Consider the following 13,972-nt stretch of genomic DNA (forward strand, 5'->3'; position numbering starts at 1 on the left):
GGGGCGGCGCGGTCACGTACCCCCTGATCCAGTCGTCGGCGGCGTGCCTGCCGTACCCTCCGCTGTCCCAGTGGATCTGCTGGGGTCCGTCGTCGAACCGGTACGGGTCGTTCGTGGGGGCAGTCATCGGTCTCCGGAGGCCGAGGCGGCCCAGGCCCGGAAGCAGGAGGTGATGGCCGATTCGGCGGGTCGGCCGAGGAAGGAGGAGTGGACGTCGGTGCGCGGGTCGGCGGCGGCGGGATCCGCGTGGAAGTCGATGTTCCACCAGTACAGGCCGGCCATGTCCCGGTCGCGGGCGACCTGGCAGGCAGCGGCGAACCAGGTCTTCTGCACTGCGAGGTTGAGTGGCTTCCCCGCGTCCCGCCAGACGCCGGGGTGGTGGTAGGCGCCGTCCTCTGCGGGAATGCCCACCTCGGACAGGAGGATCCGGGGCAGCTTGCCGGTGCTCTTGCGGTCGAGCCACTTCTGCCAGCCGGCCACGATGGCGCTGACGGAGGCGTCGTCGCCGAGCGTCTTGAGCGGGAAGTAGGCGTCCACGCCCAGGTGGTTCACGGGGAGGCTGATCCGCCGGGAGACGTAGTCGTCCCAGTTCGCGTCGTAGGAGATCTCCCCGGGAAACAGCTTGCCGGCGGCCGAGACGATGCCCCGCCAGCGGGAGTCGTCCTCCAGGGACGTCAGCTCCGCGCCGATCACAAAGGTGCGTGCGTGGTGACGGGCCGCCAGCGACAAGTACGGGGCGAGGAAGCTCTCGTACGACCGGAACCACGCGTCCCGGTCGGTGGGGGCGAGCGAGCCCCGCCAGGCCAGTGGGTCCTCGGCCATCAGGGTCCTCTCGTCGAGCAGGGGCCGCAGGGTGATCCGCAGGCCGGCCGCCGCGGCGACGTCCATCAGGATGGCGAGGTGTCGGACGGAGGGGGTCGCGGCGGTCGCGGCGACTTCGTTCGCCTGCGGGGCCCGGGTGCCGAACGGAAAGGAGATCGCTAAGGAGTTCATGTCCTTGCCGACCATGTAGTCGACCACCCGCAGCGCCTTGGCGCGCACCGTGGCGTCCGTCTCGTTCCCCGCGTACCAGAGCACCTGTGCGCCCAGTTGCGGATCGCCGGGCTGCCACGGGTCCGCGACCTTCGCCGGGGCGGGCGGGGAGGACACCGTGCCGCTCCCGGATCCGCTCGGTCGCGCGCTGCCGCTCGTGCCGTTCGCGGAGGGAACGCAGGCAGCCAGCAGTACGGCGGTGAGGCACAGGCTGACGAGGGCGGCCGGGCGGAACGCGGTACGTCGCATGGCGGCGCGTCAGGCCGGCTTGGCGATGACGACGAACTGGTTCTCCGTGCCCCGCAGATAGCGCAGCAGCCCCTTGAACGAGCCGACCGCCTCCCACAACGCGAAGAACGGCATCAGCGCGACCAGGGCGACCGGCTCCCACCACAGCCGCCGGCCGCCGGCCGAGACGGAGGCGTTGATCTTGAGCCCCTCCCAGTACATCCAGACCGCGTAGCCCATGGTGACCGCCCACAGCGGCAGGATCCACGGGGTGACCGGAGAGGTGTTGAGGTCGCCCAGCAGCGCACCCGCGGCCAGGACGACGGCCACATGCTGGAACGGGCCGATCACCCAGGTGGTGACGCTGTACATCAGCAGGGCCCGGGAGCGCCGGGGCAGGGTCCGGTTGAAGGCGAGGCCGACCAGGCCCCAGGACCACCGCTCGCGCTGCTTGAGGAAGTCGCGCATGGTGGCCGGGGACGCACCGTAGCTTCGGCCGGAGAACCAGTCGCTGCGCCCCTTGTAGCGGCTGGAGAAGATCAGGGCGAGGTGCGCGTCCTCGCAGATCGAGTCCGGGCCGAAGTCCCAGCCGATGGTCGCCTCGATGGACGCGCGGAGCAGCAGCAGCTCCCCGTGCAGCCCGACCAGCGGAGTCCCGCCGCCGGTGAGTACGGCGAAGCGGGCGATGTCATCCGCGGGGCGTATGGCGTCGGCCAGCCAGGTCAGGCTGTTGACGGCGTTCTCGCGCGGATAGGTAAGCATGCCCTGGGCCAGGTGCTTGCCGTCGGCGCCCGCCCGGCGCTGGGCGTTGACGAACCGGGCGACCTGCTCGGCGGTGTCCGGGCCGACACCGGTGTCGTCGTCCATGTGCAGCACCCATACGTCGTCCATGGCCTCGCCCTCGGCGATGCGCAGTTCGTTCGCGTAGTGGTTGGCACGGGCCTTGAAGCGGGTGCCGTTGGGTGTGCGGTACGCCTTGGGCACCGTCACCACCCGGGTCAGGGGGCTGACCGCGGCCAGTGCGTCGATGCGCTCCGCTGCCTCACAGCCCTCCTCGGTGAGGATCTCGATGCGCAGGTCGGGAAACCAGGCCGGCATGAACTCGCAGTACGACAGCACCGACCGCTCCAGGGCCGGGTAGGTGTCGTGCCGTCCTATGGTCGGTACGAGCACGATCAGCCGGTCGTGCAGGACCGGCTCGGCGGAGACCCAGCCGCGCTGCCGGCCCACACGGCGCCTGGTGAGCAGTGCACCGGTCACGCCGACGACCGAGCTGACGATCGGCAGCGTCCACAGAACGGAGACGACCCAGCCCATCACCGTCGTTCTCGGGTGGTACAGCGAGGAGGAGAAGGCGTACGCCAGCAGCGCGGTCACGACGAATGGCATGATCGCCGGTTTCCAGGCGGCCTGGCGCTTCATCAGTCTGGCGGCACGCCGGGATACGGCCACTCCGGCATCTTCGGCCGAAACAGTCATGGCCCCTCACGTCATGTCCGGAGAGTTCAGAGTACGAAGGTGAAATACGCTCCGCTCGTTCTATCACGCACGTGGATTTTCCGTGAAGACTCGATCATTCACGTGTGCTCCGGCGTGAGGGGGCCGGCGGGTGTGTCCGGTTCCTGCCGTTTCAGTGCGGGAGGGAACGGGGTCGGGCAGGGCGGTGGTCCCCGTGTCGTGGTGGGCCGCAGCTGGGCTTGGAGGTTGTCGGGGAGCCGGCCGGGGGTGGCTGTGGCCGAGGCCGCTGGGCGGCTTCTGGCACGCGGCTCCCTCACGTACCGCGAGAGGCACCGCACGACCGGTCATGGGTGACCTCCCGGTCCAGGCCCTCTTTGCCGGTCGTGACGGGCGGGCGGCAGCCCCGTCGTGCTGGTGTGGGACAGCCTCATCACTGAACCGCTCCGGGCAGGCCGGAGACCACCTGGACGCAGTCGTCCGGAAGGCCCGAGTCCGGAAGCGGCGATATCAGCCTCGACCCCAGTTCCTCGGCATCCGTGCAGGCCTGCAGGTACTCCAGCACCTGGCGTCCTTCGGGGCTGTCCGGACGCACCCTGACGGGCTCGTTGTCCGGACCCACCAGAGCCGGTCTGAACCCCGCTGCGAGGCTTCCGTCCTTCCCCGCGCTCACGATCGCGATCCCGGTCAGCCGGCTGTCCTCATGGAACGGCAACAGCGGGTAGCCCTCGCGTGGGTGGATGCCGTAAGCCCCCCACCGCCGTCGTACCGCCATTCGATCGGCTGGGTCGGAACTCCCGAGATAGCCGGTTTCCTTCAGCCGTTCCGGCAGGTTCGGCAGGTCGAACAGGTAGTTGCCGAGGCCGTAGAAGATCGGTCGGCCGGCGTACAGTTCGACCCCTCGCAGCATGTGATGGTGGTGCCCGAACACCGCGTCGGCTCCGGCATCGACGGCGTGGTGGGCGACCCGCTTCTCGTGATCGGTGAGCATGGCGGGCTGAGTGGCGTCACCCCAGTGGCAACTGACGAACACCAGATCCGCAAGGGTCCGCGCCCTGCGGATGTCTTCGCCGAGCGCGGACATGTCCTCCATGACGGCTTCTGTGGTGACCTTCGGCATCAGCCCCGGCGCCCACTCGTTCACCTCCCACGGGGTGTAGCGGGTGTGCGCGCGAAGCGGCGCGATGCCGGGGAGGCCCACATGGGCCTCATAGCCGTGGGGGAACACCGCGCTGTAGGCGAGGAACGCCACTCGCGTCCCGGACCGGCCGGTGAGCACGGCAGGCGTTCGGGCCTCCGCGATGGTCGCTCCCGCGCCGACGGTGGCGATACCCAGGTCGGCGAGCGTCCTGATGCACGACAAGAGCCCCGTGTGGCCGCCGTCGACGCTGTGGTTGTTCGCCAGCGACATGACGGAGAAACCGGCCTTCGCCAGCGGCATGGCGTTCGCCCCGGCCGCCACCACGGGGGCACTGCAACTCGGCGCCCGCTCGACCCGGTCGCTGAAGACACCTTCGCAGTTTCCGAACACGATGTCCGCACCGGCGAACGAGTCGCCGCTACGACTGAAAGCCGTCGACGGATCCGGCCGGTCGATGAACACGTCACCGACCGCGAACACCAGCATTCTCCGGGCGTCATCAGGCATATGGCCTCCATCGTCCGATCAGCGCGCCGAACGCCCGGACGCGGGGCGCGATACACATCGATTGTTCCTGCTCTTCCCGGCCGGGCACGCGAAAAAACGAATACCGCTCGACCGGGGACGCGACACAAGCGGTCCGCCCGGTGAGCCGACGGTGAGTCAGACTCTACCGTGCGACTCCGTGAAATGCAGTGCGTCGGCGACGGAGCCGGTCACCGCAAGGGGCAGCCGGTGCCACCCTGAAGTCGTGCCCACCTCGGGCGGCACCCACCCGCACTCACCCTATGTGATCCAGATTACATGGATTTTGTGAACGGCAGGCGTGAAACTGCTGCCATCGGTCCCCACTCCTCACTGGCAGGTGAAGCCTTGTCGCGCGACGTACCGATGCTCCCAGGGGCACGTGCTGTGGCCGAGGAATATCCGTCACGTCGTCGAAACGCTTTCGCGGCGCTCGGTACGCCATGACTGACGATATTCCGGATACCGCCATGGCAGCCGCTGGCGGTGTGACATCAGAGCATTCCGGGACCGAAGACGTTTGGTTCAGCGATCACCTGCGCCATTGGGTGGGGCCCGGGCCATCCCTTTCCATGGAAGTGGCTTCCGTGCCCTGCGTGCGACCCCGTTGGCACTCTGGCCTCGCCAGGGTGCGTCCCGAGGTCATCGAGGGATTCTTCCGTCGATGCGTGCTGGTGTACGAGGCGCCTTGACGGGCGGAACAGAAAGGGGGGATTCGCCGTGAGCGTGTTGTTCGAGCCGATGACCCTGCGGTCACTGACCATAGCCAACAGGATCTTTCTGGCGCCCATGTGCCAGTACTCGGCGGAATGCGAGGGCCCCAACACCGGCGCTCCCACGGACTGGCATCTCGCGCACCTGGGCGCCCGTGCGATCGGCGGCGCCGGGCTGCTGCTGACCGAGGCCACAGCGGTCGCTCCGGAAGGCCGGATCAGCTCCTGGGACCTCGGACTGTGGAACGACCGCCAACAGGAGGCGTTCGCGCGCCTCACCCGCTTCGTACGCGACCAGGGCGCCCGCATCGGAGTCCAACTGGCCCATGCGGGACGGAAGGCGGCAACCGGGCGGCCGTGGCGGAATCACACTCCGTCGGGTGGCGCGGCCCCCGGCTGGCAACCGGTCGGGCCGAGTTCGGTGCCGTTCGACGAGGGCGCCGCGGTCCCCGAGGAGCTGACAGCGGACGGCATCGCCCGCGTCGTACGGCAATTCGCGGACGCTGCCCGGCGTGCCCACCGCGCCGGCTTCGAGGTGGTGGAGCTGCACGGCGCCCATGGTTACCTGATCCACGAGTTTCTCTCGCCACGCAGCAACCGGCGCACCGACGCGTACGGGGGCTCCTTCGGCAACCGCATCCGACTCGCCCTGCAGGTCGCAGAGGCAGTCCGTGAGGTGTGGCCGGACGAGCTGCCGGTGTTCTTCCGGGTGTCGGCCACCGACTGGCTGGCAGAGAGTGACGCCGCGGGTGAGGACGACAGCTGGACGGTCGACCAGACTGTCCGACTCGCCAAGGAGCTGCTGGTCCGCGGCGTGGACTTGCTGGACGTCTCCAGCGGCGGCAACGTGCCCGGGGTGGCCATCCCGGCCACTCCTGGCTACCAGGTGCCTTTCGCGGCCAGGGTCCGGGCTGAGGCCGACGTGCCGGTGGGCGCGGTCGGCCTGATCACCGACCCCCACCAGGCGGAGGCGATCGTGGCCAAGGGCGAGGCCGATGCCGTTCTGCTCGGCCGTGAGCTGCTGCGCGACCCGCAGTGGCCGCTGCGGGCCGCCCGCGCTCTGGGCACCGAAAGCCGCGTCCCCCACCCGTATCTGCGAGCCTTCTGACAGCGGTCCGCGCTCCCGGGCAAGGGAGCGCGCCGGACCCGCTCGACGTACTGCCGGACAGCCCACATCCGCGCCCGACGTCCTCCGCACGGGCCGCTGACGGCGGCCTCGGCACAGCCCCAAGGTCATGGCATGGTGCTAGGCCCTCTGAGCTGCCTATATTGCTCAGAGTAGTCGGGTGAGCGGTTTTCCCGGGATCGCTCGTCGATACGCTAAGCCGATCTTTGGTCACGGAATGTATCGATGGGCGGCCCTGTTGCGAGGTGGTGCTTGGTGAAGATTTTACTTGGGATTCCAAGGTTGCGACTTCCCTCCTGGGCTCGGGAGGTTTGACGCAATGGCCCAGGTGGTGGACACTGTTGCGTGTTCCCTCCTGGGCACGCTAGGGAAGACGCAAGGTGGTGTGACATGGACTTTCTCTCCGTACGACAGGCTGCCGGAGCTCTGGCAGTGGATGAGTCGCGTGTGCGTCAGTTGCTCCAGGAGGGCAAGCTGCAGGGAGTCCGCGTTGACGGTCGCTGGCTGGTAGGAGCCGGGAGCGTGCAGGATCGGAAGCGGCTTCCGCGGTCCGGGCGACCGCTGTCGCCTCGGAACGCTTGGGGTGCGCTCGCCATCCTCTCAGGCTGTCGTCCGTCTGACTTGTCTGCACCGGAGCGCTCGCGCCTGCTGACTCGTCTGCGGAATCTGGCGGCTCATGGCGGTGCGCTGCCAACCGACGACCTGCAAAGGCTGCTGTCGTCGCGAGCTGAGTCCCGACGCTATCGCGTTCATCGGGGTGTGCTTCCTGCGCTTCTGGAGCACCCCGACGTGGTGCGTGCCGGCGTGAGCGCGGCGCCTCGCATCGGCGCGGACTACGTGGCTCCTGGCCAGGCAGAGGTCTATGTGCATCCCGAACGACTTGGCACGTTGGAGGCTGAGTTCGGCATGATGCCGGACGCTGAGCAGGGGAACCTCGTAGTGCGGGTTCCGCCTGTCAGTGCGTGGCCGTTTCTCCAGTCGGGTTCCGGCGAGCACGAGAGCCAAGCCGGTGAACGAGGCAAGGACGCTCCCTCGTCGGTCGTGGCCGCGGATTTGCTGGACGCGCACGAGGATCGAGCGAGTGTCGCCGCAGTCGGCATCATCGAACCCCTGCTGGCCCGTCCTGAGCGAATTGGCTCAAGAGCGGCGTGAACGAACCGGTCGTACGGCTCGAATCAGACCTCATCACGGGGCCGCTCGTCAGCCTCTGGGGCGTCCTCCTTGATATTGCCGACCGGATGCCTGATGTATGGACTCTGATCGGTGGGCAAATGGTGCTCTTGCATGGTTTGGAGCACGGGAGGACGCCTCCAGGCGCCAGTCAGGATCTCGATGTCCTGGCTGACGTGATATCTCACCAGCAGAGCCTGCTCCTGTTGGTCGATGTGCTGAAGGACCTTGGATTCCAACCTGCCGGCATAACGCCTGAGGGCAAGGTCTATCGCTACACGCGCATTGATGCTGATGGCACTTTGACGGTTGACGTGCTGGCTCCTGACAAACTCGGAAACCGCGCTGACCTCACGACATCGCCCCCAGGAGTGACCCTGGAAGTGCCCGCGGGACGCCAGGCGTTGCATCGCACCACCAGCGTTTCGGTTCAGCTGGACGGGCGCCCGGGCGCAATCAGGCGTCCCAGTTTGCTCGGCGCAATCGTAGGGAAGGCTGCGGCGCTTGGAATCCCGACCGCCCCGAAGGCCAAGCACTACAGGGACTTGGCTTTCTTGCTGTCGCTGCCCGTCAATCCGCTGTCGCTGCGAAGCGAGCTGTCGAAGAGTGATCGCAAGAAGCTTGCGCTGGCCAAGGAGCTTTCCGACCCCAACCATCGAGCCTGGCGGGAGTTGCGCGATCCCGATGCCGAGGCTGACGGCCAAGCTGTGTATCGCATCCTGACCCGACCAGCCTGAGGCTCACGCGCCACTCACTCGGGAGCAGTGGCCGCTGACCTCGGGCCGGCTCAGCTCAGAGTTCTTCCCATGGCGGCTTCGGGACCGACCTCGGCTGAACCCCGTCCACACGTTGCTGCGCCGGTGCGGGGTGGAATCCGCTCGCTTCGTGGCGGGCGGTGGTCCGCTGCTGAAGTGCTTCGGCGTCGGCCCGGGGCAGGAAGACCAGGCGGGCGCGCTTCTCGGGCAGGTCGATCTCCGGGCCGAGTTCGAAGCCGGTGCGCAGCAGGCGGGTGATCGACTTCTCGTTGCGGATGTCAGGCTCGGCGATGATGCGCTGCATCGTGGGGTCGGTCACCAGGAAGGAGAGGAAGACCGAGAGCAGCACGCCGGTGTAGCCGGGCTGCGGGTTGCCGGCAGCGGGGGCGATCAGCAGGTGGAAGCCGAGGTCTCCGGGAGCGACCTGGTAGTGGTCGCCGAGCGGGTCGTGCTCGGGCCGGTAGGTTTGGAAAAGCGCGACGGGGGCGGAGTCGCGGAGCACCATGTAGGCGTGATGGGTGGTCAGTGAGTCGACGAACTCGTAGATCTCCTGGACCTGTTCACGGCTGCGGCCGACCATGCCCCAGAACCGGGCGCGGTCCTGGTTGACCCAGCGGTGCACCGTCCGGGCGTCGCCCGCCGGGTCCAGCGGGCGGATCAGCACGGTACCGAAACCGGGTACGGCCTGTTCGTAGGTGTTCCCGGTTCGGGCGCGTCGGTCGGTCGTCATCCCTGCTCCTTGCTGAGCCTGTTCCAGTCGGTGACCACGGGGATCAGCGCGCCGCTCAGCCACAGCGGGAGCTGGTCGCGGCGGTGCGGGTCGCCGGGCAGGCCGCTGGCACCGAAGGGGACCACCCAGAGGCTGTCGTCGCGGCGTGCGAGGTCCCAGACGCACCGCGCCGCCGATGCGCGGGCGCTGAGGTCGGTGAGGCCGGGGACGCAGGAGGTGGAGAGCACACAGTCGTGGTCGCCGGCGAGCTCGGGGCGGCTGGGTGACTCGGACTCGGGCAGCGCCTGCCAGGGGGTGAGCCGGTGGGTCTCCCCCCAGGTCGTCACCGGTAGCTCCCCGCCGGCCAGTTGCTCGACGGCGGCGCGGACCAGCGCCGCGGGGTCGGTGTCCGGCAGCAGGTCGGTGCTCAGCAGGTGCTCCAGTGCGAAGCCGATGCGTGAGGTCAGCGAGAGCCAGGGCGCGAAGAGCGCCGGACGGCCGGTGGGTCCGGCCAGCGCGGCCAGTGCCGGCTCGGCGGCGAGGCGGCGCACCACGGCCGAGCGAAGCGCCGCGTAGCGGGCGGCGGTGACCGAGTCGGCCGCCATCCGCCGGTCCCAGCCGAGAAGTTCTTCGCGCAGTTGTTCGGCTGCGGAGCTCAGCCCGGTCAAGCCGGCCAGCAGGTCGAGCAGCGGCCTGCTGGAGGCGAGGTGGGTGTCGGTGTGCACGGCGGTCATCCGCGGGCCGGTCCACGAAGTGGAGGCGGCCAGCAGTTCGGTGATCCGCTCGGCCCGGTGCGGCGCGGAGAACTCGACGCCCAGCGGCTCGGCCAGGCCGCGCTCGTTGGCCATCACCGCGTAGCCGTCGACCTGGGCGCGCGGCAGCGGTGCGTGCCAGCCCTGCCAGGCGTGGCCGGGCTCCCAGGCGGGCACCAGCCGGACCAGGTTGCGCGGGTGGCGCAGAGGGACGGCGCCGGCCACCCGGTGCAGCAGTCCGCCCGCGGTGTCGGCGGCCTGCACCACGTTGACCGGCTCGGCCCAGCGGTCGAAGGCCGCGTCGACGTCCGCGACGGTCCGCGCCCGCAGCAGCGCCGGCAGCGCCTCGAAGCCCAGCTCCTCGCGAACCCGGGGCGGACAGCGCAGGCTGACCGCCTCGCCCGGGCCGTCGGGGCCGCCGATCACCACAGGTCCGCGCTCGGTCTCGACCACCTCGACAGTCACCGGCTCGCCGCCGGCGACCTCGATGGTCTCGATGTGCGCCGTGGCCGGTCGCCAGCCGTCCGGGCCGAGCGCCTCCACCGCATGCTCGGTGCGTCGTAGCCGCTCGCGGTAGAGGTCCTGGTAGTCGGCCATGGCGTTGGTGATCGCCCAGGCTGCGCCGCCAGTGTGCCCGAAGTGGGCGATGCCGGGGACGCCCGGGACAGCCAGCCCGATCACGTCGAACTCGGGGCAGGCCAGGCGGATCTGCTGGTAGATCCCCGGGTCTTCAATGAACCGGTGCGGGTCGCCGGCGATCAGCGCGGCGCCGGTCGCCGTGCGGTCGGCGGCCACCAGCCAGCCGTTGCTTCCGGAGGTGGCGGGTCCGTCGGTGGCGAACAGGCCGACCGCCCGGTCGCCGAGTTGCTCGGCGACCCGCTCGCGCCACAATTTGCTCGGGAAGCCGGCGAAGAGGATGTGGTGGGAGAGCCAGAGTGCCAGAGGGGTCCACGGCTCCCAGCGGCCGGGGGCGAGCCCGGTTTCGGCGAACTCCGGTGCTCGGTGGGCGGTTTCGCGCAGGGCGTCGTTGACCCCGTCGACGTAGGCGCGGACCCAGGTCGCGGTGGCCTGGCCGAGCCGGGTGAAGCAGCGCTGGGCGGTGTCGGCCAGCTGGGCCTGGCGGGCGAAGCGGTCCCAGTCCACGTGGTCGGCGCCCAGGAAGGCGGCCGAGCCGCCCTGGGCCCGGTGCCGCTCGACCTCTAGCTGCCAGGCCCGGTCGGTGGCGGCGTTGTGCCCCTGGGCGTACGCGAGTTCCAGTGGGTCTCCGGCTCGCAGGTGGGGGATGCCCCAGTCGTCGCGGAAGACATCGTGGGTCACGGCCGGGCCGCCTCGGGCGCGGCCGACGCGGCCCGGCCGTGACCACCGGCGTCCTCCGTGGTCGGCGCGGTGGTCTGACGCCACGTACTCCGCCGGGCCGCCGGCACCACCAGCGGCGTACCGGTCTCCGGATCCTCGATCACCCGGCAGGGCATCTGGAAGACCTCCCGCACCAGCTCGGCGGTGACGATCGCGCCCGGTGTCCCGGCTGCCAGCACCCGTCCGCCGCGCATCGCGATCAGGTGGGTGGCGTACCGGGCCGCCTGGTTCAGGTCGTGCAGCACGGCGACCAGGGTGCGGCCCTGTTCCTCGTGCAGCTGGGCACACAGGTCGAGGATCTCGACCTGGTGCGCGATGTCCAGGTACGTGGTCGGCTCGTCCAGGAGCAGCAGCGGCGTCTCCTGGGCCAGTGCCATCGCGATCCAGACCCGCTGGCGCTGGCCGCCGGAGAGCTCGTCGACCGTCCGGTCGGCGAGTTCGGCGACCCCGGTGGCCGCCATCGACTCCTGGACCACCCGCTCGTCGTGTTCCGACCACTGCCGCAGCAGGCCCTGGTGCGGGTAGCGGCCGCGGCTCACCAGCTCGCTGACGGTGATGCCCTCGGGGGCGACGGAGGACTGCGGGAGCAGGCCCAGGACGCGGGCCACTCGCTTGGCCGGCAGGCGGGCGATGTCCTGACCGTCCAGCAGCACGGTTCCGGCGGCCGGCTTGAGGGTGCGGGCGAGCGCGCGGAGCAGGGTGGACTTGCCGCAGGCGTTGGGACCGACGATCACCGTGAAGGACCGGTCGGGGACGGCGACGGTCAGGTCCTCGGCGATCGTCCGCTGCTCGTAGGCGAGGGTGAGCCTGTCACCTGCCAGTCGTGCTCCGTTCTGGGTCATGCCTGCCTCTCCGTCGTGCGGTGCGCTCCGCGGTGTGGGTGTCGCGTTCATATCCGGCCCGCCCGCCGTTCGCCGGCCAGCAGCCAGACCAGGTAGCCGCCGCCGAGCAGGCCGGTCACCACGCCGACCGGCAGCTGGTGGCCGCTGACCAGCTGTTGGGCCGCCCAGTCGGCGGTGATTAGCAGCGCGGCGCCGGTGCACATCGCGGCGAGCAGGTTGGGGCCGGGCGCCCGGGTCAGCCGCTTGGCCAGTTGAGGGGCGGTCAGCGCGACGAAGGAGACGGGTCCGGCGGCGGCTGCCGCGAGTGAGGCGAGCAGCACGGCGGCGGCCAGCAGGCCGAGTCGCAGGCGTTCCACCCGCACCCCGAGGGCGGCGGCCGCGTCGTCACCGAGCTCCAGCGTCCGCAGCGCCCGCCCGCAGCCCAGCACCACCAGCGGCCCGAGTACGCCCAGCGCACCGAGCAACGGTATGGCGTCCCCCCAGCCCCGGCCGTCCAGACTGCCGGTCAGCCAGAGCACCGCGCGGGCCGCGTCCATCAGCCGGGCGCGGGTCAGCAGGTAGCCGTTGACGCCGGTGAGGATCGCCGCGGTGCCGATGCCGATCAGCACCAGCCGGCCGCTGTGCAGGCCGCCGCGCCAGGCCAGTGCGCAGACCGCCGCACCCGTCACCACGCCGCCGATCACTGCGCCGACGGCCAGCGCGAGGCTGCTGCCGCCGGCCACCACCACCAGCAGCGCGCCGGCCGCGGCGCCCTGAGTGAAGCCGAGCACGTCCGGGCTGCCGAGCGGATTGCGCACCAGCGACTGGAAGAGCGCGCCGGCCAGTGCCAGCGCGGCACCGACCAGCAGCGCGGTGACCACCCGGGGCAGCCGCAACTGGTTGACGATGAAGTCCTCGGCGGGGGAGCCGCCGCCGGTCAGCGCCCGTACCACCTCGGCCGGGCTCATCGGGTAGTCGCCGCTGCCCAGGCTGAGCACGCTCACCAGCAAGGCGAGCAGCGAGCAGCCGGCGCCGGCGGCGAGGGCGCGCGGGCGGTAGCGCAGCGACCAGCCGTCGCCGAAACGGATCGTGCTCATACCTGGGCCAGCTTTCCGCGGCGGGCGAAGCAGAGGAAGAACGGTCCGCCGATCACCGCGGTGACCACGCCGACCTGCAGCTCGCCAGGACGGCCCAGCAACCGGCCCAGCACGTCGGAGCCGAGCAGCAGGACCGGGGCGAGCACCGCGCAGTAGGGGAAGAGCCAGCGCAGGTCGGGCCCGGTCAGCGCGCGCACCAGGTGGGGGACCATCAGGCCGACGAAGATGACGGGCCCGCAGGCCGCGGTGGCCGCGCCGCACAGCAGGGTGACGACCAGGATCGCGGCGCCGCGCACCAGTTCTGGCCGGGCGCCGAGCGCCTTGGCGGCATCGTCCCCGAGCGCGAGGGCGTTCAGCGGACGGGCCAGCGCGAGGGCGAACACCAGGCCCGTACCGATGAACGGAAGCACCTTGAGCACGGTCTCGGGGCGCGCGTCGGCCAGTGAACCGACCGTCCAGAAGCGCATCTTCTCCAGCGAACTGGTGTCCAGCAGCATCACCGCGCTGACGTAGGAGTACAGCGTGGCGCTGAGCGCGGACCCGGCCAGAGCGAGGCGGGCCGGGGTGGCTCCGCGCCCGCCGCCGACCGCGTAGACGAGCACCGAGACGATCGCGGTGCCGGCCAGCGCGAACCAGACGTAGCCGTCGAAGGTGGCCACGCCCAACAACGAGGCGGCGGTGACCACCGCGGCCGAGGCACCCGCGTTGATCCCGAGCAGGCCGGGGTCGGCCAGCGCGTTGCGGGTCAACGCCTGCATGACGCCCCCGGCCGTCCCGAGCGCGGTGCCGACCAGCAGGCCGAGCAGGGTGCGCGGCAGGCGCATCTGGCGCACCACCGCGTAGTTCGGCGAGTCGCGCTCGACCAGGCCGTGCCAGACCTCGCCGGGGGAGAGCGCCTTGGCGCCGACACCGATGCTCACCGCCAGCACCGCAAGCAGCACCAGCACCGCGATCAGCAGTCCGGCGGCTCGCAGGGCGGTGCGGGCTCCGCCCGCCTGCGCGCCCGCTGCGAGACCCGCTGGGCCGCCGGGGGAAGTTCCGTGGACCTGGGGGGACTTGGTGACAGACACGGCTGAGCTCCGAGGCGGTGAG

The 13,972-nt window shown here is 70.5% G+C and carries 11 protein-coding genes; 3 read left to right on the forward strand and 8 right to left on the reverse strand.

All coding sequences use genetic code 11. From position 1 onward, the window contains the following. Window positions 1–123: 123 nt before the first annotated feature. The 3 genes from VIW71_RS10770 to VIW71_RS10780 all read right to left on the reverse strand — a co-directional run bounded on the left by VIW71_RS10770 (window position 124) and on the right by VIW71_RS10780 (window position 4,363). Window positions 124–1,149, reverse strand: coding sequence for a glycoside hydrolase family 113 (locus tag VIW71_RS10770; protein WP_331621867.1), 1,026 nt, complete (start codon window positions 1,147–1,149; stop codon window positions 124–126). 141 nt (window positions 1,150–1,290) lie between these two features. After that, window positions 1,291–2,649 (reverse strand): glycosyltransferase family 2 protein, encoded by a 1,359-nt coding sequence (locus VIW71_RS10775; RefSeq protein ID WP_331621868.1) that lies wholly within the window; start codon window positions 2,647–2,649, stop codon window positions 1,291–1,293. Between the two features lie 499 nt (window positions 2,650–3,148). After that, window positions 3,149–4,363 (reverse strand): CapA family protein, encoded by a 1,215-nt coding sequence (locus VIW71_RS10780; protein WP_331621869.1) that lies wholly within the window; start codon window positions 4,361–4,363, stop codon window positions 3,149–3,151. A gap of 738 nt (window positions 4,364–5,101) precedes the next feature. On the opposite strand from VIW71_RS10780, the gene VIW71_RS10785 reads away from it, so the two are divergent. The 3 genes from VIW71_RS10785 to VIW71_RS10795 all read left to right on the forward strand — a co-directional run bounded on the left by VIW71_RS10785 (window position 5,102) and on the right by VIW71_RS10795 (window position 8,127). Beyond that, on the forward strand, window positions 5,102–6,202 hold the full coding sequence (locus VIW71_RS10785; RefSeq protein ID WP_331621870.1) for an NADH:flavin oxidoreductase/NADH oxidase: 1,101 nt from the start codon (window positions 5,102–5,104) through the stop codon (window positions 6,200–6,202). Window positions 6,203–6,610: 408 nt separating this feature from the next. Beyond that, window positions 6,611–7,372: a hypothetical protein gene (locus VIW71_RS10790; RefSeq protein ID WP_331621871.1), complete on the forward strand. Its 762-nt coding sequence runs from the start codon at window positions 6,611–6,613 to the stop codon at window positions 7,370–7,372. Then, window positions 7,369–8,127: a hypothetical protein gene (locus VIW71_RS10795; protein ID WP_331621872.1), complete on the forward strand. Its 759-nt coding sequence runs from the start codon at window positions 7,369–7,371 to the stop codon at window positions 8,125–8,127. Before VIW71_RS10790 ends, VIW71_RS10795 begins: the two co-directional genes overlap by 4 nt. Window positions 8,128–8,182: 55 nt before the next feature. On the opposite strand, the gene VIW71_RS10800 is transcribed toward VIW71_RS10795, so the two are convergent. The 5 genes from VIW71_RS10800 to VIW71_RS10820 are packed head-to-tail and all read right to left on the reverse strand — an operon-like array spanning window position 8,183 to window position 13,950. Continuing rightward, on the reverse strand, window positions 8,183–8,875 hold the full coding sequence (locus tag VIW71_RS10800) for a GNAT family N-acetyltransferase (protein ID WP_331621873.1): 693 nt from the start codon (window positions 8,873–8,875) through the stop codon (window positions 8,183–8,185). Further along, complete coding sequence (locus VIW71_RS10805) at window positions 8,872–10,923, reverse strand: penicillin acylase family protein (RefSeq protein WP_331621874.1); 2,052 nt, start codon at window positions 10,921–10,923, stop codon at window positions 8,872–8,874. The genes VIW71_RS10800 and VIW71_RS10805 overlap by 4 nt, the downstream gene beginning before the upstream one ends. Then, window positions 10,920–11,804, reverse strand: a complete 885-nt coding sequence (locus VIW71_RS10810; protein WP_331621875.1) for an ABC transporter ATP-binding protein — start codon at window positions 11,802–11,804, stop codon at window positions 10,920–10,922. Before VIW71_RS10810 ends, VIW71_RS10805 begins: the two co-directional genes overlap by 4 nt. A 47-nt stretch (window positions 11,805–11,851) precedes the next feature. Then, the gene (locus VIW71_RS10815) at window positions 11,852–12,880 is read right to left on the reverse strand and encodes a FecCD family ABC transporter permease (RefSeq protein ID WP_331621876.1); all 1,029 of its coding nucleotides are present in this window, start codon (window positions 12,878–12,880) and stop codon (window positions 11,852–11,854) included. Beyond that, complete coding sequence (locus tag VIW71_RS10820; RefSeq protein ID WP_414720724.1) at window positions 12,877–13,950, reverse strand: FecCD family ABC transporter permease; 1,074 nt, start codon at window positions 13,948–13,950, stop codon at window positions 12,877–12,879. Before VIW71_RS10820 ends, VIW71_RS10815 begins: the two co-directional genes overlap by 4 nt. Window positions 13,951–13,972 lie beyond the last annotated feature (22 nt).

The organism is Streptomyces sp. (assembly GCF_036524955.1).
GTDB lineage: Bacteria > Actinomycetota > Actinomycetes > Streptomycetales > Streptomycetaceae > Actinacidiphila.

Excerpts from the sequence above, each read along its gene's own strand:
- VIW71_RS10775 (WP_331621868.1), bottom strand. The coding sequence starts at position 2,649 with ATGCCATTCGTCGTGACCGCGCTGCTGGCGTACGCCTTCTCCTCCTCG.
- VIW71_RS10780 (WP_331621869.1), bottom strand. The coding sequence starts at position 4,363 with ATGCCTGATGACGCCCGGAGAATGCTGGTGTTCGCGGTCGGTGACGTG.
- VIW71_RS10790 (WP_331621871.1), top strand. The coding sequence starts at position 6,611 with ATGGACTTTCTCTCCGTACGACAGGCTGCCGGAGCTCTGGCAGTGGAT.
- VIW71_RS10800 (WP_331621873.1), bottom strand. The coding sequence starts at position 8,875 with ATGACGACCGACCGACGCGCCCGAACCGGGAACACCTACGAACAGGCC.
- VIW71_RS10810 (WP_331621875.1), bottom strand. The coding sequence starts at position 11,804 with ATGACCCAGAACGGAGCACGACTGGCAGGTGACAGGCTCACCCTCGCC.
- VIW71_RS10815 (WP_331621876.1), bottom strand. The coding sequence starts at position 12,880 with ATGAGCACGATCCGTTTCGGCGACGGCTGGTCGCTGCGCTACCGCCCG.